General features: G+C 60.3%; 19 protein-coding genes and 3 tRNA genes. 11 read left to right on the top strand and 11 right to left on the bottom strand.

The window, feature by feature from the left end; genetic code table 11:
- Positions 1-110 precede the first annotated feature (110 nt).
- On the top strand, positions 111-1,133 hold the full coding sequence (locus AB5202_RS05800) for a glycosyltransferase (protein WP_368143861.1): 1,023 nt from the start codon (positions 111-113) through the stop codon (positions 1,131-1,133).
- Between the two features lie 17 nt (positions 1,134-1,150).
- Here the strand turns inward: AB5202_RS05800 and AB5202_RS05795 are convergent, their stop codons facing one another.
- From AB5202_RS05795 to AB5202_RS05775, 5 genes are all read right to left on the bottom strand, one after another.
- Entirely contained in the window at positions 1,151-2,947 is a 1,797-nt protein-coding gene (locus tag AB5202_RS05795) for an AAA family ATPase (RefSeq protein WP_368143860.1), read from the bottom strand.
- A 202-nt stretch (positions 2,948-3,149) separates the two neighbouring features.
- A complete protein-coding gene (locus AB5202_RS05790; protein ID WP_368143859.1) occupies positions 3,150-4,925 on the bottom strand; it encodes a VgrG-related protein in 1,776 nt (591 codons plus the stop codon).
- A 128-nt stretch (positions 4,926-5,053) separates the two neighbouring features.
- Positions 5,054-5,473, bottom strand: coding sequence for an HI0074 family nucleotidyltransferase substrate-binding subunit (locus AB5202_RS05785; RefSeq protein ID WP_368143858.1), 420 nt, complete (start codon positions 5,471-5,473; stop codon positions 5,054-5,056).
- Positions 5,460-5,747 (bottom strand): nucleotidyltransferase family protein, encoded by a 288-nt coding sequence (locus AB5202_RS05780; protein ID WP_368143857.1) that lies wholly within the window; start codon positions 5,745-5,747, stop codon positions 5,460-5,462. The genes AB5202_RS05785 and AB5202_RS05780 overlap by 14 nt, the downstream gene beginning before the upstream one ends.
- 8 nt (positions 5,748-5,755) lie before the next feature.
- The gene (locus AB5202_RS05775) at positions 5,756-6,187 is read right to left on the bottom strand and encodes an RrF2 family transcriptional regulator (protein WP_055310594.1); all 432 of its coding nucleotides are present in this window, start codon (positions 6,185-6,187) and stop codon (positions 5,756-5,758) included.
- Between the two features lie 224 nt (positions 6,188-6,411).
- Between AB5202_RS05775 and sufC the strand changes: the two genes are divergently transcribed.
- The 5 genes from sufC to sufU are packed head-to-tail and all read left to right on the top strand — an operon-like array spanning position 6,412 to position 11,657.
- Complete coding sequence (sufC, locus tag AB5202_RS05770; protein WP_006235561.1) at positions 6,412-7,212, top strand: Fe-S cluster assembly ATPase SufC; 801 nt, start codon at positions 6,412-6,414, stop codon at positions 7,210-7,212.
- Between the two features lie 12 nt (positions 7,213-7,224).
- Entirely contained in the window at positions 7,225-8,637 is a 1,413-nt protein-coding gene (gene sufB, locus AB5202_RS05765; protein WP_161115980.1) for a Fe-S cluster assembly protein SufB, read from the top strand.
- Positions 8,637-9,908, top strand: a complete 1,272-nt coding sequence (locus tag AB5202_RS05760; RefSeq protein WP_368143856.1) for a SufB/SufD family protein — start codon at positions 8,637-8,639, stop codon at positions 9,906-9,908. Before sufB ends, AB5202_RS05760 begins: the two co-directional genes overlap by 1 nt.
- On the top strand, positions 9,905-11,230 hold the full coding sequence (locus tag AB5202_RS05755; RefSeq protein WP_368143855.1) for an aminotransferase class V-fold PLP-dependent enzyme: 1,326 nt from the start codon (positions 9,905-9,907) through the stop codon (positions 11,228-11,230). Before AB5202_RS05760 ends, AB5202_RS05755 begins: the two co-directional genes overlap by 4 nt.
- Positions 11,223-11,657: a Fe-S cluster assembly sulfur transfer protein SufU gene (sufU, locus tag AB5202_RS05750; RefSeq protein ID WP_368143854.1), complete on the top strand. Its 435-nt coding sequence runs from the start codon at positions 11,223-11,225 to the stop codon at positions 11,655-11,657. Before AB5202_RS05755 ends, sufU begins: the two co-directional genes overlap by 8 nt.
- A gap of 77 nt (positions 11,658-11,734) precedes the next feature.
- On the opposite strand, the gene AB5202_RS05745 is transcribed toward sufU, so the two are convergent.
- Positions 11,735-12,724, bottom strand: coding sequence for a transposase (locus AB5202_RS05745; RefSeq protein WP_368143853.1), 990 nt, complete (start codon positions 12,722-12,724; stop codon positions 11,735-11,737).
- Between the two features lie 223 nt (positions 12,725-12,947).
- Here AB5202_RS05745 and AB5202_RS05740 point away from each other — a divergent pair, with 223 nt between their 5' ends.
- The 3 genes from AB5202_RS05740 (at position 12,948) to AB5202_RS05730 (ending at position 16,488) form a co-directional block, all read left to right on the top strand.
- Positions 12,948-13,682 carry an iron-sulfur cluster assembly scaffold protein gene (locus tag AB5202_RS05740; protein ID WP_006235554.1) on the top strand — a complete coding sequence of 245 codons (735 nt, stop codon included), beginning with the start codon at positions 12,948-12,950 and terminating at the stop codon, positions 13,680-13,682.
- 18 nt (positions 13,683-13,700) lie between these two features.
- Positions 13,701-14,705, top strand: a complete 1,005-nt coding sequence (locus tag AB5202_RS05735; RefSeq protein ID WP_117790827.1) for a GGGtGRT protein — start codon at positions 13,701-13,703, stop codon at positions 14,703-14,705.
- A gap of 256 nt (positions 14,706-14,961) precedes the next feature.
- Positions 14,962-16,488 (top strand): FAD-dependent oxidoreductase, encoded by a 1,527-nt coding sequence (locus AB5202_RS05730; protein WP_368143851.1) that lies wholly within the window; start codon positions 14,962-14,964, stop codon positions 16,486-16,488.
- A 217-nt stretch (positions 16,489-16,705) separates the two neighbouring features.
- Here AB5202_RS05730 and AB5202_RS05725 read toward each other — a convergent pair.
- The 3 genes from AB5202_RS05725 to AB5202_RS05715 all read right to left on the bottom strand — a co-directional run bounded on the left by AB5202_RS05725 (position 16,706) and on the right by AB5202_RS05715 (position 16,999).
- Positions 16,706-16,781, bottom strand: a tRNA-Lys gene (locus AB5202_RS05725).
- Between the two features lie 43 nt (positions 16,782-16,824).
- Positions 16,825-16,900: transfer RNA gene (locus AB5202_RS05720), tRNA-Lys, on the bottom strand.
- 22 nt (positions 16,901-16,922) lie between these two features.
- A tRNA-His gene (locus tag AB5202_RS05715) sits at positions 16,923-16,999 on the bottom strand.
- 166 nt (positions 17,000-17,165) lie between these two features.
- Between AB5202_RS05715 and AB5202_RS05710 the strand changes: the two genes are divergently transcribed.
- Both AB5202_RS05710 and AB5202_RS05705 read left to right on the top strand, forming a co-directional pair.
- Entirely contained in the window at positions 17,166-18,347 is a 1,182-nt protein-coding gene (locus AB5202_RS05710; RefSeq protein ID WP_368143850.1) for a pyridoxal phosphate-dependent aminotransferase, read from the top strand.
- A gap of 135 nt (positions 18,348-18,482) precedes the next feature.
- Positions 18,483-19,373: an ROK family protein gene (locus tag AB5202_RS05705; RefSeq protein ID WP_196022784.1), complete on the top strand. Its 891-nt coding sequence runs from the start codon at positions 18,483-18,485 to the stop codon at positions 19,371-19,373.
- A gap of 114 nt (positions 19,374-19,487) precedes the next feature.
- Here the strand turns inward: AB5202_RS05705 and AB5202_RS05700 are convergent, their stop codons facing one another.
- Positions 19,488-19,937, bottom strand: a complete 450-nt coding sequence (locus AB5202_RS05700; RefSeq protein ID WP_368143849.1) for a VanZ family protein — start codon at positions 19,935-19,937, stop codon at positions 19,488-19,490.
- A gap of 7 nt (positions 19,938-19,944) precedes the next feature.
- Positions 19,945-21,345: a hypothetical protein gene (locus AB5202_RS05695; protein ID WP_368143848.1), complete on the bottom strand. Its 1,401-nt coding sequence runs from the start codon at positions 21,343-21,345 to the stop codon at positions 19,945-19,947.
- Positions 21,346-21,449 lie beyond the last annotated feature (104 nt).

Below are 21,449 nucleotides of genomic sequence, written 5' to 3'. Positions count from 1 at the left end.
AAGCTTGCCGCCAAGGTGCGCCGAGCCTTTACAATAGGACAGTCCCAAGGACGTATTCGATAGCTTCCGCGCAGCACTCGCCCGCCGCGCGTGAAAGGATATATTGCCCCATGCCTTCAACCCTCCCCGCTCCCATCGATAAGCTCGCCATCGTCGTCGTTACGTACAAGCGCCAGGAACTCCTGGCCAACTTGTTCGACTCCATGACCGAGCTCACGGCAACGCCCTGGCGCATCGTGATTGTCGATAACGAGAATTCGCGCGAGACCGAGGCCATGTGCACCGCATTCAACGAGCGCTTGGCCAACCTGTGGGGCATCGACACCGAGCAGCCCGACGCGCAGGGCGGCACCGACCGCGTCATCTACGCACCGCAGCTCGAAAACGGCGGCGGTGCGGGCGGCTTCTCCGCCGGCACTAAATGCGCCTACAACCTGGGCGCCCAGTGGTTCTGGGTGATGGACGACGACGTGCTCGTCATCCCCGAAGGCATCGAGCGCTTGGCCAAGTGGACCGACCGCTACGATGTCATCCAGGGTTCGCGCCTGGACTTCGACGGCGGCGCCTTCTTTTGGCAGTACCAGCTCATCCTTTCGCTTGGTATCCCCAACCCCATCGCTAAGTGGGACCTGGGCCCCAAGGGCTACCGCGCCATGAACCAGTTGTGCTTTGAAGGCGGCCTGTTCTCGCGCCGCGTGGTCGACAAGATCGGCCTGCCGGATGCGCGATTCTTCATCTACGGCGACGACGCCTGCTACGGCTACGTGGCCAGCCAGCACTTCCCCGCCGCCGTTGTTGCCGACGTGGTGCTCAAGCGTGCCCGCGCTGTCTCTAACTGGGATATCGCCGGCAAGCGCCAGCTCAACTCTACGAGCGACACCAACCGCTACTACATCATGCGCAACCGAGGCTTCCTCGCTCGCTATATGCAGATCTACGGTGACTACCACCCCATGCTGTTCCGCCTGGGCAATGCCGCGACCTTCTGCAAGGAATTCATTCGCCTGGCTGCGGTCGATAAGTGCTTTAAGACCGGTATTCCGGCGCTGCGCCGTGGCATGAAAGACGCCCGCAAGATCATCAAGGATCCCAACTGGAAGCCCATGCCGCCCATGAAGGACGCGGAACAGTAAAGGGCTTTCGCCCGCCGCTACAGACGTTGGCACACCACGGACGCACGCTGCCCATCAAAACCGAACCCCCAGCGCATGCGACCCACGCCGGGTCGCGGCACACGGATTTCGTCGATGCCGTCGCGCTCTATGTCGAGCAGCGCCTGCACGGCCAGCAATTCCAGGCCCAGCGCATCCACACCGGGGTCATACATCATGTTGATCGTTATCAGCGGACGTTCATCGAGCATACCGATCGTATCGGCTATGTCGAACACGGCGCCCGTAGGAAAAACCTGGATGTCGCAGCGACCCACGCCACACTTTCGCCTCGAGGCAGGATTGGCATAGCCCGGCAAGCCAAAGCAGAGCCCCTGCAAGAGCAGATGATATGGCAGTGGCGCATCTGGGTCGGTCGCACCGATTCCCGCATCTCCTAAGATGCGGCTTAGCGCCCGCCTCACGGTATCCTCGTTCCCATGGCACAGCCCGTCGCGAAACGCATCGACGTCTCGAATGTCTTCTGCAGCGCACTCAAACCACTCAATAATCACTAGACGCAAGGTCTGGCGAAGCTCGTTATTGGGCAATCGCAAAGCACGGAGGCGATCGCCATGCTCCGGCTCCTCAGTCATATCCGTCGTGAGAAAACCGGACAGATACAGCGCTGTCCACATGCCATCGTCAGGCGAGACATCTGGCTCTGCAGTGCCCAAACAAAGCGGGACCTCAGCGCACCCATGGGCCTCGAGCAAATCAAACAAGACCGAAAGGCGGTCGAGATTCCGCCCGGCAACTACCCTACTCAGACAATCGGCATATCCATACAGATCGGCACGCACAGGCGCCGTGCAGCCTCGGCCCAGAAAACCGATCACACGCGCTGGACTCGAGCAATAGGCCCTACCAAACCGATATCCCTCGAGCCATTCACGTGCATCATCCAGGAATTCCTCGCGCCCAGCATGATTCAACAGAGCCTGGACCTCGGCATCCGAAAAGCCGAACCAACGGTCACACCAGGTCGAAAGCGGCGTCGTCAGACAATACGAGCAGCAGTGCAAAGAAAGCGCCGCTTCGGCAGGGCCGGGACACTCCCCCATCAAACACGTCAGCCGCAACGAATCGCGCGCAGCAGCAATGGCGTCGAACAGCACGCGATCGAATAGATCCGCCGAATCGGCGCCGGAAGCGCCCCTTGCGCTCATACGGCCCAACCACGCCACGTCGTACCCATCAACGAGCAATACAACCTGCTCATCGTAGGCAATCTCCAGCAGCTCTATGAGCACACCGAGCACCGAGTCAACCTCGTCCTCGCTCGCCGCGCCACGCGCAACGCGTTCGATGTGACGCACCTTGTCTCGAGCTAAATCCGGAGCCTCCAAAAGCGCCAGCAGACGAGCGCACTCGCCCGAAAGAGCATCGCGCACGACGTCGGCAATAGCGGCGCCACGCCTCGCAGCGCCAGAAAAGTCCAGCGATATCACCGGATAGCAAGCATACTCATCCCGATAGCGCCCGCCGTCTGCATCCCAAATCTGAGCATCGGCAAACAAACGCTGACCAGCGCGACTGACCGCCGGACGCTCCAGAAAAGCCCTGAGCATCGACAAGTTCATGCTCTTGCCAAAACCCTCGGGTCGACAGCACACCACAACGGACGCGTCGCAATCCAACACATCTGCAATAAACATGGTCTTGTCGACCAGCGTGCAGCAACCAAGAGCCTCCGCATAGTCGTGCATGCCAATGGGTAAAGCCGCATCGTCGGCACAGCCGATCAAACGCACGCCAAAGCCGGCAGCACAACCATTATTTGCCTGTTCAGACACCAAAACGTTCCCCCTAAATCACAACACGGTGCCAATTGTAATGACCTCCTCGCGCGTACCGATGCCGCCGCGCGATCATATCGGGCAACGGTAGCAACAAGAGGTGTGAGGGGGCACAACTAATCGTTGCACAACAAAACGGGGCCCGATGCATTCGCACCGGACCCCGTCCCAACTCTTTAATTATCTAGCAACCAAGAGGCTACTCCTCAGAGTCGTCCTCTCCAGAAGCTTTCTTCTGCTGATCGAGCTTATGCTTACCACTTACGATAGACGTAGCGCCCAGCGTGGCCAAGCTCGCGCTGGCAAGGCTCGCCATCACAATCAGATCGCCCGTCTTGGGCATATTGCCGCCAGATGACTTGGTTGTGGTGGTCGTAGTGGTCACCGTTTTGGAGTCATTTTGCTCCTGGACCTGGTTGTCGGTGTTGCCCTTACCGCCGTCCTCGCCCTGCTGCTTTCCGTCCTCGGTCTTGTCCTTGTTCTCGTCCTTCTTCTGAGCGGATTTGTCGCCCTTCTCATCAGAGCTAGGACCCTTATCGGATTCAGCCTTCTCGGAAGCCTTGTCCTTGGAGTCGCCCTTTGCGGCCTCGGTCTTTTCCGTGGAAACCTGATCAGAGTTGTCCTTGTTCTGAGTCGAGCCATTATTGACGCCAGCCATCAGCGAAGAGCCCAGCGTAGAACCAAGCTGCACGGAGAAAGAAGGCTTCTTGTCCGGCGAAGCAACGGGAGCGTCCGGCGCCTTATTCGAGTCGTCCTTGGAATCATCGGAATCAGGGACTGCGTCAGAGCCGGAGCCGTTGTTAGAGCCGGTGTCAACGAACGAATCGCTCGAGCTGGTGGATGAGTTAGAGGTGTCAGCGTCGGTCGAACCAGAAGCGTCGCTGTCCGTATTGCCGGCAGAGCTTGAAGACGAATCGCCCGCAGCAGAGCCGTTCGAATTGGAGCCGTTCGAGGTAGAGCCGTCGTTGGTAGTGCCACCAGCAGAGCCATTACCGTCAGCATCGGTCGGGGGCGCATCCATCCTGTCATCGTTGGCATCGTCACTCGAGTCGTCATTCGAATCAGGTGTCGGCGAGGGCGCCGGTGTGGGCTCGGGCTGCACGGGCGTCGCGGCGGCAGCCTCGTCCTCAGCGATATAAACCAAGCAGTCCTTTAGCTCGTTGCAGTAGCGGTTCTTCCAGCCTTCATGATACTGGGGCTGGCTCGAATACTTGGTCGCCACGTTGTTGACCACGCTATTGGAGAGCGCCGTCACAAACTCGCGGTCGGACATATCGTTGGAAAGATTTGCCCAACGGAAGAAATCCCTGCAACCACCGGTGCCGCACATGTTGGTGATGCTCCACACCATGCCCTTGACGCAATCGGCGCGGCCGGAGATGTCAATGCCAAGAGCGCTCTTGAGCCACGCCTCGGTCACCGCATAGTACGAGTTGTACGCATAAGCGTCCTGAAGCGCCGAGAACTCGACAGGATCGGTGTTATAAGCGCCCTGGAAGGCCTCCTGCGCAATACGGCCCAGCTCGGTAAGTTGGCCGTTCTCGTACATGGCATTCCTCGCGTTGGAAATCTCGCCGCCGCGATCAATCGCATCCTTGAGCATGCTGTATTTTTCGGGGTTGTAGTTGTAGGCCTGCTTCATAAACGGAATGAGCGACCAACGACGGTCGAACTGGTAATAACCCAGCGCGTTATAGCCGTCACCGTACGAAAAGCCCTGGTTGTAGTTGCCATGGCTCTCGTACTTGGTAAAGTACTTTATCTCGGGAGTCACGTTGACAAACGAAACGCCCTGGACCGACCTCAGCACGCCCGAGAAGGACTGCTGGGTGTAAAGGCCCTTATCGATATCGGTGGCATCCGAGGCAACGCCCGGCGTGGGCTCCTCGGCAGCGGCGGGCGCGGGCGCGGTAACGGCGCCAAACGAAAGCGCCAGCGTCAGGCCCGCGACAATAGCAGAATGCTTGGGCTGCATAAGATCCTCCCTGCATTGGTATAGTTAAAGTGCAGTTTGCAAAGATAGAAATAAGTATTGCAGCTCGCCCGTTGTTGCACAACAACCCCTCGGTAAACGGCAACAACCCTCCGCGAAATCTTAAGGAATTAGACAAACTGGTCGTCGGGCACCAACAGAAGCTCGCCGTAACGTTTCGTCAGCCCGTCTCTCAACTGACAGAAAGCGGGAATATAGACGTTCAAGATGCGCTGAATCAAATCTTGAGCGAGCTTGTTGTCGTAGATATGGACGTTCGTATTGCGGTCTCTGAGCATATCCAGCCAGGCTGCCTCATCAATAAAGTCGTAGAATCGGTAGGACTCCTTCAAGATGGCACGAGGAGACCCCGACGCGGCAAGCGTGGCGCCCTCATACTCGAGCAGACGCTTAAGGAGCTTCCAGCTCAGTTCAAATTGAAGATTGAACTTATTAATCAATCCACTCTGAACAAAATCATTGTTGAGATCCTGATTGGGCGCATCCTCAAGATTCGCCAAGGCGCTAACAAAGTTCTCATATTTTTTCATACAGAATCACACCATCCCTGGCAATCTCATCGAGCAATTGCTGCGATAGGGACTCGTCGAGATTGACGACATCTACATCTAAAAGAGTATCAAGATGTTCCTCGATCAAATATGAGAAACGGCCGAAATCCCGGCAACCTGCTACGGCGATGTCAATATCGCTCTTGGGCAAGTTGTCGCCTCGAGCACGAGAACCAAACAACACGACCTTCTCGGCGTCACATTCCCGAGCAAGAACTTCGATTTGCTTGTACACCTTGTCGAGAGATGCCATTTGCACCCCTACAGCTTGATGTCAAAGTTGATCTCGGGGACGGCGGCCAGGTCGGCCAACGTCACGCCGTCGACGTACTTTTCGATCACGTCGTCCAGGCCGCGCCAGAACTTGACGGTCGAGCACAAATCGCTACGGGTGCAGCTGTTGTCGATGCCATCGCACGCCACCGGAGCCGTGCTGCCCTCGACGGCACGCAGGATGTCGCCGGCACGCACCTCGGCCGGGTCCTTGGCCATCATGTAGCCGCCGCCCTTGCCGCGCACGCTCTTAAGCAGGCCCGCCTTCATAAGCGGACGAACCAGCTGCTCCAGATACTTTTGCGAGATATGCTCGCGGTCGGCAACCTCGCGCAAGGCAATCTTGCCCTCGGCGTCGCCCAGCGCCGCGATATAGATCATTAACCGGAGGGCATAGCGGCCCTTGGAAGAAATGAGCATACCTACCCTCCCATCGCATCTGGGACAACATAACCAGGTTTGTTTGTCCCAAATTTAAAGTAAGTGGGACAAACACAACAGGTTATTTTGTCCCAGAATTTGAAAAGTCGAGTGGATTAGTCGGGTTTTCCCTTGACTAACGCCGAACCCATAGTAACTTTATTCCGAGAAGATTCCTAGGGTTTAGTACACCTATGAGTACACCATATACAGAGAGGGACAGCATGAGCGCAAATCCGCTGCTTTCCATCGAAGGTCTGACCGCCTCCGTGGACGAGAAGACCATCCTCCACAACGTCAACCTCAACGTCGCCGCCGGCGAGACCCACGTGTTGATGGGTCCCAACGGCGCCGGCAAGTCCACCCTCGGCCACCTGGTCATGGGCGACCCCGTTTACACGGTCAACGACGGCCGCATCGTCTTTGACGGCCAGGACATCACCGAGCTCACCACCGACAAGCGCTCGCGCGCCGGCCTGTTCCTGAGCTTCCAGGCCCCGGTCGAGATTCCGGGCGTGCCGCTGTCGAGCTTTTTGCGCGCCAGCATCGCCGGCCGCCCCGGCCTGGAGATGAAGGGCAAGGAGTTCCGCCGTCGCGTCAAGGAACTCGCGGCCGAGCTCAACATGGATACCGCCTACCTCAACCGTGAGCTGGGCGTGGGCTTCTCGGGCGGCGAGAAGAAGAAGGTCGAGATGCTCCAGCTTTTGCTGCTGCAGCCCAAGCTCGCCATCCTGGACGAGACTGACTCCGGCCTGGACGTCGACGCCCTTTCCACCGTCAGTCATGGCATGGACGCCTACCGCAAGAGCTGCGACGGCTCCATGCTCATCATCACGCACAACACGCGCATCCTGGAGCACCTGGATGTCGACCGCGTCCACGTTATGGTCAAGGGCCACATCGTGCGCGAGGACGACGCCTCGCTGATCCCCTGGATCGACAAGAACGGCTTTGAGACCTTCGAGCGCGAGGCCGCCGAGCAGCGCGCCCAGGCCGAGGCCGCCGCTGCCGAGCAGCAGGCGTAAAGGGGCGACGCAATGACCAAGAACCGCACCGAGGTCGCGGACATCGACCGCAGCCTCTACGACTTCACCTATGGCGAGGAGGGATTCGAGCGCCTCGACGCCGGCATCACGCCCGACATCGTGCGCGAGATCAGCGCCAAGAAGGACGAGCCGCAGTGGATGCTCGACCTGCGCTTAAAGTCCCTCGAGATCTTCAATCGTTTTCCCGACCCGACGTGGGGCCCCTCCATCGAGGGCCTGGACATGGACAACATCGTCACCTACGTCAAGCCCAACACCGACCAAAAGCACGACTGGGAGTCGGTGCCCGACGACATCAAGAGCACCTTTGAGCGCTTGGGCATCCCCGAGGCCGAGCGCAGCTACTTGGCGGGCGTCGGCGCGCAGTACGACTCCGAGCTCGTCTACCACAACATGCAGGACACCGCGTCCAAGATGGGCATCGTCTACTCCGGCATCGAGGAGGCCCTGCACGACCCGCAGTGGGAGCCGCTCATTCACGAGAAGTTTATGACGCTCATCCCGCCCACCGACCACAAGTTTGCGGCCCTGCACGGCGCCGTGTGGTCGGGCGGCTCGTTTGTCTACGTGCCCAAGGGCACCAAGCTCGATTTCCCGCTGCAGAGCTACTTCCGCCTCAACGCCAAGGGCGCCGGCCAGTTTGAGCACACGCTCATCATTGTCGAGGACGATGCCGACCTGCACTTTATCGAGGGCTGCTCCGCACCCAAGTACAACGTGGCCAACCTCCACGCCGGTGCTGTCGAGCTCTTTGTGGGCAAGCGTGCACACCTGCGCTACTCGACCATCGAGAACTGGTCCAAGAACATGTACAACCTCAACACCAAGCGTGCGCGCGTGGACGAGGACGGCGACATCGAGTGGATCAGTGGCTCCTTCGGCAGCCATGTGGGTTATCTCTACCCCATGAGCGTGCTCAACGGCCGCGGCGCCCGCTCGAGCTTTACCGGCATCACCTTTGCCGGCGCCGGCCAGAACCTCGATACCGGCTGCAAGGTCGTACTCAACGCGCCCGAGACCTCGGCGACCGTCGAGACCAAGGGCATCTCCAAGAGCGGCGGCATCCAGACCTTCCGCAGCTCTATCGTGGCCACGCCCAAGGCCGAGGGCTCCAAGGCAACCGTGAGCTGCCAGTCGCTGATGCTCGACGACCAGAGCCGCTCCGACACTATCCCGGCCATGGACATCCGCGCCAAGAACGTCGACATCGGCCACGAGGCCACCATCGGTCGTATCGGCGACGACAAGGTGTTCTACCTGATGAGCCGCGGTATCTCGGAGGAAGAGGCCCGTACCATGATCGTCAACGGCTTTGCCAACCCGGTCTCCAAGGAGCTGCCGTTGGAGTACGCCGTCGAGATGAACAACCTGATCAAGCTCGAGATGGAAGGAGCGATCGGATAATGAAACAGGAAACCAACACCGCTGCCACCACGCTCGAGCAGGTTAACGCGATGCCCGCAGCAACTTGGGGTTGGCTGAAAATGAACCAGACCAAGCTCGAGCTTTCGGACGAACTTGCCGCCGCTCCCGCCGAGGCCGTCGAGGTCGAGGGCCTGGACGAGCAGTTCCGTGGTGTGCCCGACACCTTCGACGCCGCCATGGACGCCATTGCCGAGCGCTTCCCCGAGCGCCGCGCCTCCGCCCCGGGTGATGCCGCCGACCGCGCCCGCATCACGCCCGAGACCGAGCTCGACGTGCCCGCCACCTCCGTCTACCAGGCCGGCGCCATCAAGCTCGAAGAGGAGCTCTCCCCTGCTGAAGCCTTCGAGACCGGCATGGGCGAGGCTGCCTACGCCTACTTGGCCGAGCACGCCACCAAGCGCATCGTCATCGATGTGCCCGCATACAAGCACGTCACGGTTACCGTGCGCGTGAGCGGTGTCGATGCCGCCGCGGCCATCGCCGCCATCGACGTCGTCGCCCGTCCCCAGTCGACGCTCGATCTGCTTATTGCCCTAGACTCCCCCGTTGCCGGCCAAGGCGTCGTGGGTTCCGTGCTACGCGTGTGCGCCCACGAGTACGCCACCGTCAACGTGACCTGCACGCAGACGCTCGACGATAGCTGGATCGCGCTCGACGACACCGGCCTGTTCCTGGACGAGGGCGCGCGCGTCAACGTGCAGCACAGCGTCCTGGGTGCCGGCGCCAGCGCCACCGGCCTTGCCGGCGACCTGCTGGGCGATACCGCCAAGGTCACCATCGATACTGACTACCTGGGCGCCCGCGAGCAGGTGCGCGACTTTAACTACGAGCTGCGCCACCGCGGTCGCAAGACCGAGTGCGAGATCGACGCCAACGGCGTACTGACCGGCACGTCCAAGAAGGTCTACCGCGGCACCATCGACCTCGTGCACGGCTGCAAGGGTGCAACCGGCACCGAGCGCGAGACGGTGCTTTTGGCCAACAAGGGCGTCGACAACAAGACCGTCCCCGTCATCCTGTGCGACGAGGACGACGTCGCCGGCAACCACGGCGCCACCATCGGTCACGTCCGCGACGAGCAGCTGTTCTACCTCGCCTGCCGCGGCCTTGACCAAAACGCCGCCGAGGACCTGTTCATCCGCGCCAAGCTGGAGGACGCCGCGCTTTCCGCGACCGACGAGCGCACCCGCGCCGCCGTCGTCCGCTTGGGCAACAACCTGATCGACAACTTAGAAGAGGAGCTCGCATGATCGACACCGAGCACGTTAAATGCGATACCTGTACCGCACCGGAACCTATGGAGCTCGACGCCAGTGACGAGGCCTCGCGCGGCTGGCCTACCGTCGACATCGAGACCAATCCCTACAAGGCACAGTTCCCGCTTTTCCAGCAGTACCCCGAGATCGCCTTCCTCGATAGCGCCGCCACCGCGCAGCGCCCTGCCTGTGTGCTCGACGCCGAGCGTGACTTCTATCAGCGCATGAACGCCAACCCCCTGCGCGGCCTGTACTCGCTGTCCGTCGAGGCCACCGAGGCCATCGCGAAGGTGCGCCAGCAGATCGCCGACCTCATCGGCGCTGCCCAGGCCAACGAGGTCGTCTTCACCCGCAACACGAGCGAGTCGCTCAACCTGGTCGCCAAGAGCTTTGCACCCACAGTCCTCGAGCCGGGCGACGAGGTCGTCATCACCATCATGGAGCACCACTCCAACCTGATTCCGTGGCAGCAGGTCTGCCGCGAGACCGGCGCCAAGCTCGTCTACCTCTACCCCACCAAGACCGGTCAGCTCACCACCGAGGAGGTTCTTGCCAAGGTTGGTCCCAAGACCAAGATTCTGGCCGTGGGTCAGGTCTCCAACGTGTTGGGAGTCGAGAACCCAGTCAAGAACCTCGGCAAGCTCGTGCACAAGTATGGCGGCTACCTGGTCGTCGACGGTGCGCAGTCGCTGCCGCACATGCCGGTCGATGTGGCCGACCTGGGCGCCGACTTCTTTGCCTTTAGCGCACACAAGGCTATGGGCCCCATGGGCATCGGCGTGCTGTGGGGCAAGATGGACCTGCTCAACGCCATGCCGCCCATGCTCACCGGCGGCGAGATGATCGACTCTGTTACCGAGCAGGACGCCGTCTGGGCGCCCGTTCCCGAGAAATTCGAGGCCGGCACACAGGACGCCGCCGGCATCTTCGCCACGGGTGCGGCACTCGACTACCTGGTCAACACGGTGGGTTACGAGAACATCCAGGCACGCGAGCAGGCACTCGTCCACTACCTGATGTGCGAGCTCATGCAGCTCGACTTTGTCCAGATCATCGGCTCCATCTATTGGGACAACCACCACGGCGTTGTGAGCTTTAACGTCCGCGGCATCCACCCGCACGACGTCGCGAGCATCATGGACATGGACGGCGTCTGCATCCGCGCCGGTCACCACTGTGCACAGCCGCTGCTCACCTGGCTGGGCGTCGAGAACCTTGCCTGCTGCCGCGCCAGCGTGGCCTTCTACAACGACAAGGCCGACATCGACAAGTTCATCGCCGGCCTGCATCACGTTTGGAGCACGTTCAATGGGTAATCTGTACACCTCCACCACATTTATGGAGCACAACTCGCACCCCGACTACAAGTACGAGATGGATGCTCCCACGCACGAGCACGACGGCATCAACCCCAGCTGCGGAGACGAGCTCACTCTGCAGCTGCGTGTCGAGAACAACGTGATCGAGGAGGCCTCCTTTACCGGCCACGGCTGCGCCATCAGCCAGGCCAGTGCCGACATCATGGCCGATCTCATCACCGGCGAGACCGTCGAGGAAGCTCGCCGCCTGGTAGAGCTCTTCCTCGCCATGATCCGCGGCGAGAAGCTCTCCGAGGAGGACCTGGAAGACCTGGACGAAGCCGCCCAGCTCCAGGACATCTCGCACATGCCCGCCCGCGTAAAATGCGCCGAGTTAGCCTGGCGCACCCTCGACGGCATGCTCGAAGGGCAAAATAATCAGTAGTATTTATCCCAAATCTTAAGAATTTCGTTGGCCGAATCGCTTGACTAAGAGCGGTTCGGCCATTTTCTTTTCTGCCTTTATTTCGATCCCTCGACCTGCGCGTCCACCTGAGCATAAGCGCGCACGATACGAGAGACGGTACTTTTGCCAATCCCGGTATACCGCTCAATCTGGCGCACCGTAAAACCGGCATTGTTCAATCCAACAATAACGGTATCGCGCTGCGCCAGCGGTGCAGTTTTAACCCCGTTGAGCGGAACCCCGAGGCTCTTCGCCAATTTGCCGGCAAAGGCGTGGCGTTCCCACTCCGTCTCTTTCATATCGCCCAGCGCTGGCTCGCCGCCGTCGGGCGTCGAAAGCGAATGGGTAATAAAGCCCTCGGCAGAACCAAAAAGCTCAAGCACGCAAGAAGGATCAGAAAATCCTCTCGCGACATCAGCCGCGTCACCGTCGTAAGCGCACAAATGCTCCGCAAAGCTGCTCCAGGGATAACGCTCGATTAAGCTGATGCCAGCCTCCTGCGGATCGGCGTGTACGGAGCGAATAGCCTCCATCACCTGCCAGTCGGTATCGAGCGAGCGCCGGTCAAAACGGTTCTGGAACAGATGGCCTGTGCGCCCCGTGCGCTTATTGAACCGCCGCGCGTACGTCAAAAGCAGCCGGTGCATTGCCGCGCTCATCCTGTCCTCGTAATCTGCAAGCACCAAATGCACGTGATTGCCCATAAGGCACCAGGCGATAACCGTCACACCCTCCTCCCGGCAGCAGTCGCGCATCAGTTCCAAAAACTCCCACCGGTCGTCATCGCCCTCAAAGATGAGCCGCTTGCCCGTACCGCGGGCACAGACATGGTAAAAGCCGGTAACCGTTCTCCAAACGCGCTGCATGGCGCTCCCTTCACCGGGATCTGCTTGCCATCCAATACAGCACGATTGAAGCGTGCCATCAAAACATTCACGCAAAACAATACACTCGCGCGGCCAAAGGCAGTAATCAGGCGGCGAACGGCACCGTTGCAACAGGTCAACCCCTGCAACGCTTACAAGAGCTGACCAAAAGCTTGCCAAAGACGGACCCCCTCTACGGAAGTTCGCGACCACAGAACATAGCGTTAAACCGTTTCAATTAAAACTTCCGGACTTCTCGCTACGAAAACTGAGCCGTTCGCCGAATATTCCGTGCATTTCGCGGTATTATAGGGGCTGCATGTCATGTCCCTTTCGAAGGGTCGCCCGGCAATCGCCAGCCACGACCCCCAGACGGGACGCCAACACGATAGAGAGGAGAGGCATGCAGTACTCACAGGAAGTGGAGAACATGTGCCCCGTTGCCAAGGGTGCATACCACGGCCCCGCACCCATCCCCGAGGAGGGCAAGTGGGTCCAGGCTAAGGAGATTTCCGACATCTCCGGTCTTACGCACGGTGTGGGTTGGTGCGCACCTCAGCAGGGCGCCTGCAAGCTCACGCTGAACGTCAAGGACGGCATCATCGAGGAGGCCCTCGTTGAGACCATCGGCTGCTCGGGTATGACCCACTCTGCCGCCATGGCTTCCGAGATCCTCCCCGGTAAGACCATCCTCGAGGCCCTCAACACCGACCTCGTCTGCGACGCCATCAACGTTGCTATGCGCGAGATCTTCCTGCAGATCGTTTACGGCCGCAGCCAGACCGCGTTCTCCGAGGGCGGCCTGCCCGTGGGCGCCTCCCTCGACGACCTCGGCAAGGGCCTTCGCTCTCAGGTCGGCACCATGTTCGGCACCAAGGCCAAGGGCGCTCGTTACCTCGAGCTCGCTCAGGGCTACGTCACCCGCATGGCTCTCAACGACAAGAACGAGATCATCGCATTCGAGTTCCTGAACCTCGGCAAGTTCACCGACGCCGTCAAGGCCGGCAAGACCCCCGAGGAGGCCATCGCTGGCGCTATGGGCCACTATGGTCAGTGGGAGAACGCTGCCAAGTACATCGACCCGCGCACCGACGAGGAGACTCACTCCGTCGCCAGCGTGTTCCCGGTTCACGAGTAGAAAGGGAGGGAAATAACTATGACTGTTACGTTCGAAGGTTACGAGCGCCGCGCTGACAAGATCAACAAGTGCCTCGCCGACAACGGCATCGCCTCCCTCGAGGAAGCTCTGCAGATCTGCACCGACAAGGGCTTCAACCCGCGTGAGATCGTCAACAACACCCAGTCCATCGCCTTCCAGAACGCCGAGTGGGCCTACACCCTCGGTTGCGCTCTCGCTGTCAAGCGTGGCGCCAAGACCGCTTCTGAGGCTGCCGCCATCATCGGCGAGGGCATCCAGGCCTTCACCGTTCCCGGCTCCGTCGCCGAGGACCGCAAGGTCGGTCTGGGCCACGGCAACCTGGGCGCTATGCTGCTCTCCGACGACACCGAGTGCTTCGCCTTCCTGGCTGGCCACGAGTCCTTCGCTGCTGCCGAGGGCGCTATCGGTCTGGCTCTGAACGCCAACAAGGCTCGCAAGAAGCCGCTGCGCGTCATCCTCAACGGTCTGGGCAAGGACGCCGCCCAGATCATCGCCCGCATCAACGGCTTCACCTATGTGAAGACCCAGTTCGACTACTACACGGGCGAGCTCAAGGTCGTCGAGACCATCCCCTACTCCGATGGTCCCCGCGCTGCCGTTAATTGCTACGGCTCCGACGACGTCCGCGAGGGCGTTGCCATCATGTGGCACGAGAACGTCGACATCTCGATCACCGGTAACTCCACCAACCCCACGCGCTTCCAGCACCCCGTCGCTGGCACCTACAAGAAGGAGCGCATCGAGGCTGGCAAGAAGTACTTCTCCGTCGCTTCTGGTGGCGGCACTGGCCGTACCCTGCACCCGGACAACATGGGCGCCGGCCCTGCCTCTTACGGCATGACCGACACCATGGGCCGCATGCACTCCGACGCCCAGTTCGCCGGTTCTTCCTCCGTGCCTGCGCACGTCGACATGATGGGTCTCATCGGCATGGGCAACAACCCCATGGTCGGTGCCACCGTCGCCTGCGCTGTCGCCGTCGAGGAGGCCCTCAAGGCCTAATCGCGCCCGCGCGATGCTCATATAGTTGAGCTTTGGAGCCGCTACCTTTCGAGGTAGCGGCTCTTTTTGTTTGCGCTGGCGCAGGGTAGCTAATGCCGATATGTCAGTTGGGGCGAAATACGAGATGTGATGAGATGGAGCGTCAGAGTGTACATGACGCCCACCTGCCATAATTGCCCTTTACCGATTTGCCGAGTCTTTGCGGCCCCATTGCCGATCACCCATGCGACAATGCGCCGGACGAGAAAGGAATCCGATGGAATCGACTGATGTACTGGTAATTGGATCTGGCATTGCGGGCCTTTGTGCCGCCATCGAAGCGGCACGCGCGGGCGCAACCGTCGCTGTGGCAAGCGCCGGCAAGACTATGAGTGGATCGAGTTTCTTCCCGGGTACCTGGGGCCTCGGCCTCATCGGACCCGTTAACGAAGACGATGAACTGGACCTCATCGACACCATCCAGACCGTCGGCGGCGGTGTCGCCGACCCCGAGCTTGTCCAGACGTTTGTCCACGGCATTCCCCAGGCAATTGAATGGCTCGAGCAAGACCTGGGCGTTGAGCTCAAGCGTCCGCAAAACGCTGAGAGCGCTCAGCAAAAGCAGTTTATCCCCTGCTTTGACCACAAAACGCGCATGTGGCGCGGCCTCACCCGCAAGCCCCTTGAGGACGCTCTGACAGCCCGGATCGAGTCGCTCGGCATTCGCCTGCTCCCCCGCCATGAGCTTATCGACCTTGTTGAGGACACGAACGGCAGAATCACCGGAACCGTGCTCTACAACCTCACCGAAGATCGAATCGTGCCCTTTGCTACCAAAGCCACGATCATCGCAACCGGTGGCACGGGTGGCCTGTTCGAGCGAAGCCTCACTTCCGCCGACGTGCTCAGCTCATCACAGGCCATCGCACTGGCGCACGGCGCATCGCTTACTAATATAGAGTTCATGCAGATGATGCCCGGCTTCATCGAGCCCAAGCGCAACCTGGTCTTCAACGAGAAAACCTGGCGCTACGTACATGTAGACCAGCCGGTAGATATTGCCGACGACAAGCTGGACGACCTGCTCGAGCAGCGCTCTGGATATGGTCCCTTCACGTCACGCTTGGCCTCCCGCGCTATCGATCTCGTCATCGATCAGGCAGGTGTCGAAGGCCTGGCACTCCACTACGACTTCCCCCGCGGGGATGTCCCAGAGTTTGTGCAGACCTTTGCCACCTGGCTGCAAGACGAGCACGGCATCGCCCCGACTGACGAGATGCGCGTTGCGATGTATGCCCACGCCGCTAATGGCGGCATCAAGATCGATAAGACCGCGCACACGGGCGTTGAGGGCCTCTACGCTTGCGGCGAGGCGACAGGCGGCATGCACGGCGCCGACCGCATTGGTGGCTTGTCAAGCGCCAACGGCATCGTGTTCGGGCGCATCGCAGGCGCATCGGCAGCCCTTGCAGCGCAGAATGCACCTGAGATGGCCCCGAAGACGGATATCGACCTCCCCCAGCATGGCATTGCCACAACAGATGCCGAACGCCTGACACACAGCCTTAAGCACACGATGAGCACCTATTGCATGATCAACCGCACCGAGACGGGCCTATCCGAGGCACTACACGAGCTTGAGGGCTTGAAGGCAGAGGCAACGACCTTGAGCACACAGAAAGCCCAGGACAGCGAAGTCGCAGCCCTCGCCCGCCTGCAATCGCAGATTCAACTAGCACAAGAAATGGTCAAAGCCATGCGCAAGCGGACTGAAAGCTTAGGTTCGCACTATCGAGCAGACTAAATCGATTCTCACTTTGAGTTTGATCACAACTTTTCAACATGCATCGAGCCCTGTGAGCATGATTCCTCTAAGGAGAACACGCCTACGGGGCTTTAGCAGTGTTTTCCCTAAGGGAATCACGGTGCAGATTTCTCAGCTCCGCGCCCTTTCGGGTTCGACCCCATGAAAGGTCAACAAAAAAAGACGGCCAACCGAAGTTGACCGTCTTAACATGCTTTGGTGGGCCGTCAGGGGGTCGAACCCTGGACCTTGGGATTAAGAGTCCCCTGCTCTACCAACTGAGCTAACGACCCAAAGCTAAAGTCCGTTATGGCGGACTTTAGAGGAGATATCGTGTGGTGGGCCGTCAGGGGGTCGAACCCTGGACCTTGGGATTAAGAGTCCCCTGCTCTACCAACTGAGCTAACGACCCGATATCAACACGAAGCAAGAACTGGGGTGGGTAAAGGGACTCGAACCCTCGACCTACGGGACCACAACCCGTCGCTCTAGCCAACTGAGCTACACCCACCGTGTCCTGTGCGCTTCGCGCTCGACTATTATTGCAAGGAACGCCACGCGATGCAAGCCCCAATTTTCAAGAATTTTGAAAAGAGTTTTTCGAGACCATTTCGAGCAAATCCCACCGGTTTCATAGGAGTAAACTTGCCCCACTGCAAATGCTCGAAAGGACCGTCATGAAAGAACTCTCCAACCGCACGGCAAGATTTACCGATTCGGTCATCCGCCGCATGACACGCATCTCCAATAAGTACGGCGCTGTCAATCTCTCGCAGGGCTTCCCCGACTTCGATCCCCCGGCGCAGCTGCTCGATAGCCTCAGCGCCATCGCCAGCGACCCCAAGCCGCTCTATCACCAGTACTCCATCACCTGGGGCTCCCAGGCCATGCGCGAGGCGCTCGCCGCCAAACAGGAGCACTTTATGGGCATGCCGGTGAACCCCAACGAGAATATCGTAGTCACCTGCGGCTCCACCGAGGCCATGATGGCCGCCATGATGACGGTCACGAACCCCGGCGACAAGGTCGTCATCTTCTCGCCGTTCTATGAGAACTACGGCGCCGACACGATCCTTTCGGGTGCCGAGCCCATCTACGTGCCGCTCAACCCGCCCACATTCGACTTTGACCGCGAGACACTCGAGGCGGCCTTCCGCGACAACGACCCCAAGGCCATCGTCCTGTGCAACCCTTCCAACCCCTGCGGCAAGGTCTTTACGCGCGAGGAGCTCACCTTTATCGCCGACCTCTGCAAAAAGTACGACGCCTACTGCATCACCGACGAGGTATACGAGCACATCGTCTACGCGCCCCACGAGCACGTCTATATGGCCACGCTGCCCGGCATGTTCGAACGAACCATCAGTTGCAGCTCGCTGTCCAAGACGTACTCCATCACCGGCTGGCGCCTGGGGTACACCATCGCCCCTGCCGAAATCACCGAGCGCATCAAGAAGGTCCACGACTTCCTCACCGTGGGTGCCGCCGCTCCCCTGCAGGAAGCCGTCGTCACCGCCCTCAACTTCGACGACAGCTATTACGATGAGGTCCTTGACCACTATACCGCCAAGCGCGACCTGTTCTGCCAGGGGCTCGACAGTCTCGGTCTTGAGCACAACGTGCCGCAGGGCGCCTACTATGTGATGATGGATATCTCGGAGTTTGGCTACGACAGCGACCTCGAGTTCTGCGAGGACCTGGCCTCAAAGGTGGGCGTGGGCGCCGTGCCCGGCTCGAGCTTCTTCCGCGAGCCCGTCAACCATCTGATCCGTTTCCACTTTGCCAAGCGTGACGAGACGCTCAACGCGGCGCTGGAGAACCTCAAATCGCTACGTGATAAAATCAAGCCGCGCGGGTAAGGACGGCCCGGCAACTAAAGCAACCAAAGAAGCCCCGCACCGCCGAGTTGCGGGGCTTCTTTTTATAGCGCTTTCTTAAATGGTTTAGCGCACTATACTTTAGTCACGGAGCAACTCGTCCCAGAGAGGAATACTATGGCAGAGCAGCAGCTTATCGGAGCGCTCGAGGCCGGCGGCACCAAGATGGTCTGCGCCACGGGCTATGCAGACGGTACGGTCCTGGAACGTGAGCAGATCGCGACCACGACCCCGCAGGAGACCGTTGAGGCCGTCAACGCGTGGTTTGCGAACAAGGGCATCGCCGCGCTCGGAATCGGCGCCTTTGGCCCCACCGCGGTCAACCCCGCCTCACCCCAGTACGGCAAGATCTTGGAGACCCCCAAGACGGCATGGCGCTACTTCGATCTGCTGGGCACCATTCAAAACGAGCTCAATATTCCCTGCGGCTACGACACCGACGTCAACGTCGCCTGCCTGGGCGAGGTCACCTTTGGTTGCGCCCAGGGCCTCACAGACGTGATCTACCTGACCATCGGCACCGGCGTGGGCGCCGGCGTGCTATCGGGCGGCAAGCTCGTACACGGCATGATGCATCCCGAGGCCGGCCATATCCTGGTCACGCGCGACCCGCGCGACACCATCGGCGAGCATAGCGCCTGCCCCTTCCACGACAACTGCCTCGAGGGCCTCATCGCAGGCCCCGGCGTAAAAAAGCGCTGGAATGGCAAGAGTGCCGGAGACATGGCCGATGACCCGGAGGCCATGGATCTGCTCGCGGGCTATCTGGCACAGGCACTCATGACCTACACGCTGTGCTATGCCCCGCAGAAGATCATCATCGGCGGTGGCGTTGCCGATCACACCCCTATCGTGCCGCTCGCCCGCAAAAAGTGCGCCGAGATGCTCAACAGCTACATCGTCACGCCCGAGGTCAACGATATCGACACCTACATTGTCAACAACAGCCTCGAGGGCAAGCAGGGCATCATGGGCTGCCTGGCCCTGGGCGCACAGGCGCTTCAGTAGCAGACGCACCCACAGGGCGTGGCGCGCTCGGCAAATCCGACCTACGGAACGACGCCACCACGCCTCATATAAGCCCTCAAATAAAAAAGGCCGCCTAGGACCAAACAATACGTCCTAGGCGGCCTTTTTGGCGCACATCAGCGACCGTAAGAGATATCGGAGCACAACGCCCGTTGCCGCTCCACAGCAGTCGATCATCACATCGGTGATCATTCCAGCGCGTCCCGGCACAAAGAGCTGAATCGTCTCGTCGATCGAGGGAATCAGCAGCAGGAACACCGCCGTGGGCAGCAGCACGTCAAAGGTGCGCCGGCCCTCAAAATCAAAGGCGTGCGTTGCCAGAATGCCGAGCACCATATACTCGGTAAAATGCGCGCACTTGCGAACAACAAAGTTGGTCACCCATTCATATGGAAGTCCCACGCCGTGCAGGAAACAGCGGATAGCTTCCATGACCGTTAGGCTCAGCGAGCCCGACCCCGAGCCGGGAACCAGCGAATTGCCCCAGATCAAGAGCGCCATCAGGCAGGTCACGACCGCCCATTTTCGATTGATCTTAACCATGCAGAAGTTATGCCTCCGCGCGGAGCGGCGCGAAGCTGGCGGTACCGCCCTCGATAACGCTCAGATAGGCACGGCCCGTACGCTTGGCGGTAGAGGACTGCAGGCGCTCGATCTCTTCCTCGAGGATCTGATTGACGCGCTCGTGACGACGATTTTCCATAATGCCGGCGGCAATAGCCTCGGCTCGCTCGATGCTCTCGCGTGAGATACGGGCGGTATCCTCGGGGAACACAGCGCTGTGACGGCCGACATAGGCGGGGGCAGCAGGCTGAGGGGCAGCGACGGGAGCGGGGGCTGCAACAGGAGCGGGCTCGTCAATCTCATCCAGAATCGCGGTGGCGGCGGCCCACATGTCCTCGTGGCCCGAGTAATCGGCCATGGGGACATCAACCTCGAGCGAGGCGTCCGGAAGGTCGCCGGTGTCGATGCGATCTTGGGCTTCAATAGATGCGGTGATGGCTGCAGGCTCATCGAGGTCATCGAGATCGATGTCCGCAGCACCGGAGATGATAGGCATGCTGGCGAGGTTTGCGTTGTACGGCGCAGCCTCAGCCGCCTGCTGCTGGGCAGGAGCGCCCCACAAAGAGCTTTCGGCGGCACGGCGGGCAGCAACGGCCTCCTCGTCAGCGGTCATGGCTTCATCAACGTACGAATTATCGGCAGAAGCGTTCGCGTCGCCCGAGGTAGCGTTGTACGCGTTATTGGCTGCCGCGTTGGCAACGAGTGCCACGAAAGCCGCCGTGCTGCCCGCAGGGGCGGCCTGGGAGCCCGACACGGCGCGTGCCGCGGCGGCGATGTCGTCGCGATTGAAGGAGCCGGTCTGCCCGCCGTTGGTGAGCTCGTCGATGGCGACTTGATAGACGTCGCGCGAGTGTGCAGGGTCGCAGCTCACCGGCGAATCGTCGTCGAGCATACTGTCGATCATGGACCAAGCCTCGTCCTCGTCCATAGCATCTGCGGCTCGAGCGATGGTAGGGACACCATCATCGGCATGACGGCGCTGGAACGCACCGGTCAGGCCGGAAAGGAATGCCGAGGTAGACTGCTCCGCCTGAGCCTGAGAAGCAGAAGCCGCAGCGTAAGGAGTCGCATCCTGCTGCTGAGCTGGAATCGAGGCGGTCTCGAACTCGCTTTGATGCTGATTGAGATTGGCGGCACCGCCCATGGCATCGGGCTGGAACAGACGCTCTTCACGCTGCGCACGATACTCGGAGATACCCAGCGAGGCGGCATAGATACCCACGCCCGCCACCGCGCCCACGGCGAAGGGAACCGCACCCGCCACGACCGTCTCGTTCACAGACGAAAACGGCAGCGTCGCGGCATACATAACCACGGGAGCGGCAAGGCCGATCCCGCACGAAAGTCCGGCAAGGACTGCTCGTTGTGTTGCATCAGAAGAAGCCATGAGCTCTCCCCATCTTCCAGCACCCAAATCGCATCATTCAGTTGGCTGCGCGAGAGAAGATGAAGCGGGGCTATGCCCCAAAGCAACGGTATATGGTTCGTTTC

This window comes from Collinsella aerofaciens, assembly GCF_040915545.1.
In the GTDB taxonomy this organism is placed as follows: Bacteria; Actinomycetota; Coriobacteriia; order Coriobacteriales; family Coriobacteriaceae; genus Collinsella; species Collinsella aerofaciens_BE.
Note: the sequence above shows the minus strand (reverse complement) of the source record. Positions and strands in the feature narration are given on the sequence as shown.

What these genes read in the sequence shown, in the direction of transcription:
- AB5202_RS05760 (WP_368143856.1), top strand. Translation starts at nt 8,637, where the DNA reads ATGAAACAGGAAACCAACACCGCTGCCACCACGCTCGAGCAGGTTAAC.
- AB5202_RS05730 (WP_368143851.1), top strand. Translation starts at nt 14,962, where the DNA reads ATGGAATCGACTGATGTACTGGTAATTGGATCTGGCATTGCGGGCCTT.
- sufU (WP_368143854.1), top strand. Translation starts at nt 11,223, where the DNA reads ATGGGTAATCTGTACACCTCCACCACATTTATGGAGCACAACTCGCAC.
- AB5202_RS05740 (WP_006235554.1), top strand. Translation starts at nt 12,948, where the DNA reads ATGCAGTACTCACAGGAAGTGGAGAACATGTGCCCCGTTGCCAAGGGT.
- AB5202_RS05790 (WP_368143859.1), bottom strand. Translation starts at nt 4,925, where the DNA reads ATGCAGCCCAAGCATTCTGCTATTGTCGCGGGCCTGACGCTGGCGCTT.
- AB5202_RS05780 (WP_368143857.1), bottom strand. Translation starts at nt 5,747, where the DNA reads ATGGCATCTCTCGACAAGGTGTACAAGCAAATCGAAGTTCTTGCTCGG.
- AB5202_RS05785 (WP_368143858.1), bottom strand. Translation starts at nt 5,473, where the DNA reads ATGAAAAAATATGAGAACTTTGTTAGCGCCTTGGCGAATCTTGAGGAT.
- AB5202_RS05710 (WP_368143850.1), top strand. Translation starts at nt 17,166, where the DNA reads ATGAAAGAACTCTCCAACCGCACGGCAAGATTTACCGATTCGGTCATC.
- AB5202_RS05755 (WP_368143855.1), top strand. Translation starts at nt 9,905, where the DNA reads ATGATCGACACCGAGCACGTTAAATGCGATACCTGTACCGCACCGGAA.
- sufC (WP_006235561.1), top strand. Translation starts at nt 6,412, where the DNA reads ATGAGCGCAAATCCGCTGCTTTCCATCGAAGGTCTGACCGCCTCCGTG.
- AB5202_RS05800 (WP_368143861.1), top strand. Translation starts at nt 111, where the DNA reads ATGCCTTCAACCCTCCCCGCTCCCATCGATAAGCTCGCCATCGTCGTC.
- AB5202_RS05700 (WP_368143849.1), bottom strand. Translation starts at nt 19,937, where the DNA reads ATGGTTAAGATCAATCGAAAATGGGCGGTCGTGACCTGCCTGATGGCG.
- AB5202_RS05735 (WP_117790827.1), top strand. Translation starts at nt 13,701, where the DNA reads ATGACTGTTACGTTCGAAGGTTACGAGCGCCGCGCTGACAAGATCAAC.
- sufB (WP_161115980.1), top strand. Translation starts at nt 7,225, where the DNA reads ATGACCAAGAACCGCACCGAGGTCGCGGACATCGACCGCAGCCTCTAC.
- AB5202_RS05695 (WP_368143848.1), bottom strand. Translation starts at nt 21,345, where the DNA reads ATGGCTTCTTCTGATGCAACACAACGAGCAGTCCTTGCCGGACTTTCG.
- AB5202_RS05775 (WP_055310594.1), bottom strand. Translation starts at nt 6,187, where the DNA reads ATGCTCATTTCTTCCAAGGGCCGCTATGCCCTCCGGTTAATGATCTAT.
- AB5202_RS05705 (WP_196022784.1), top strand. Translation starts at nt 18,483, where the DNA reads ATGGCAGAGCAGCAGCTTATCGGAGCGCTCGAGGCCGGCGGCACCAAG.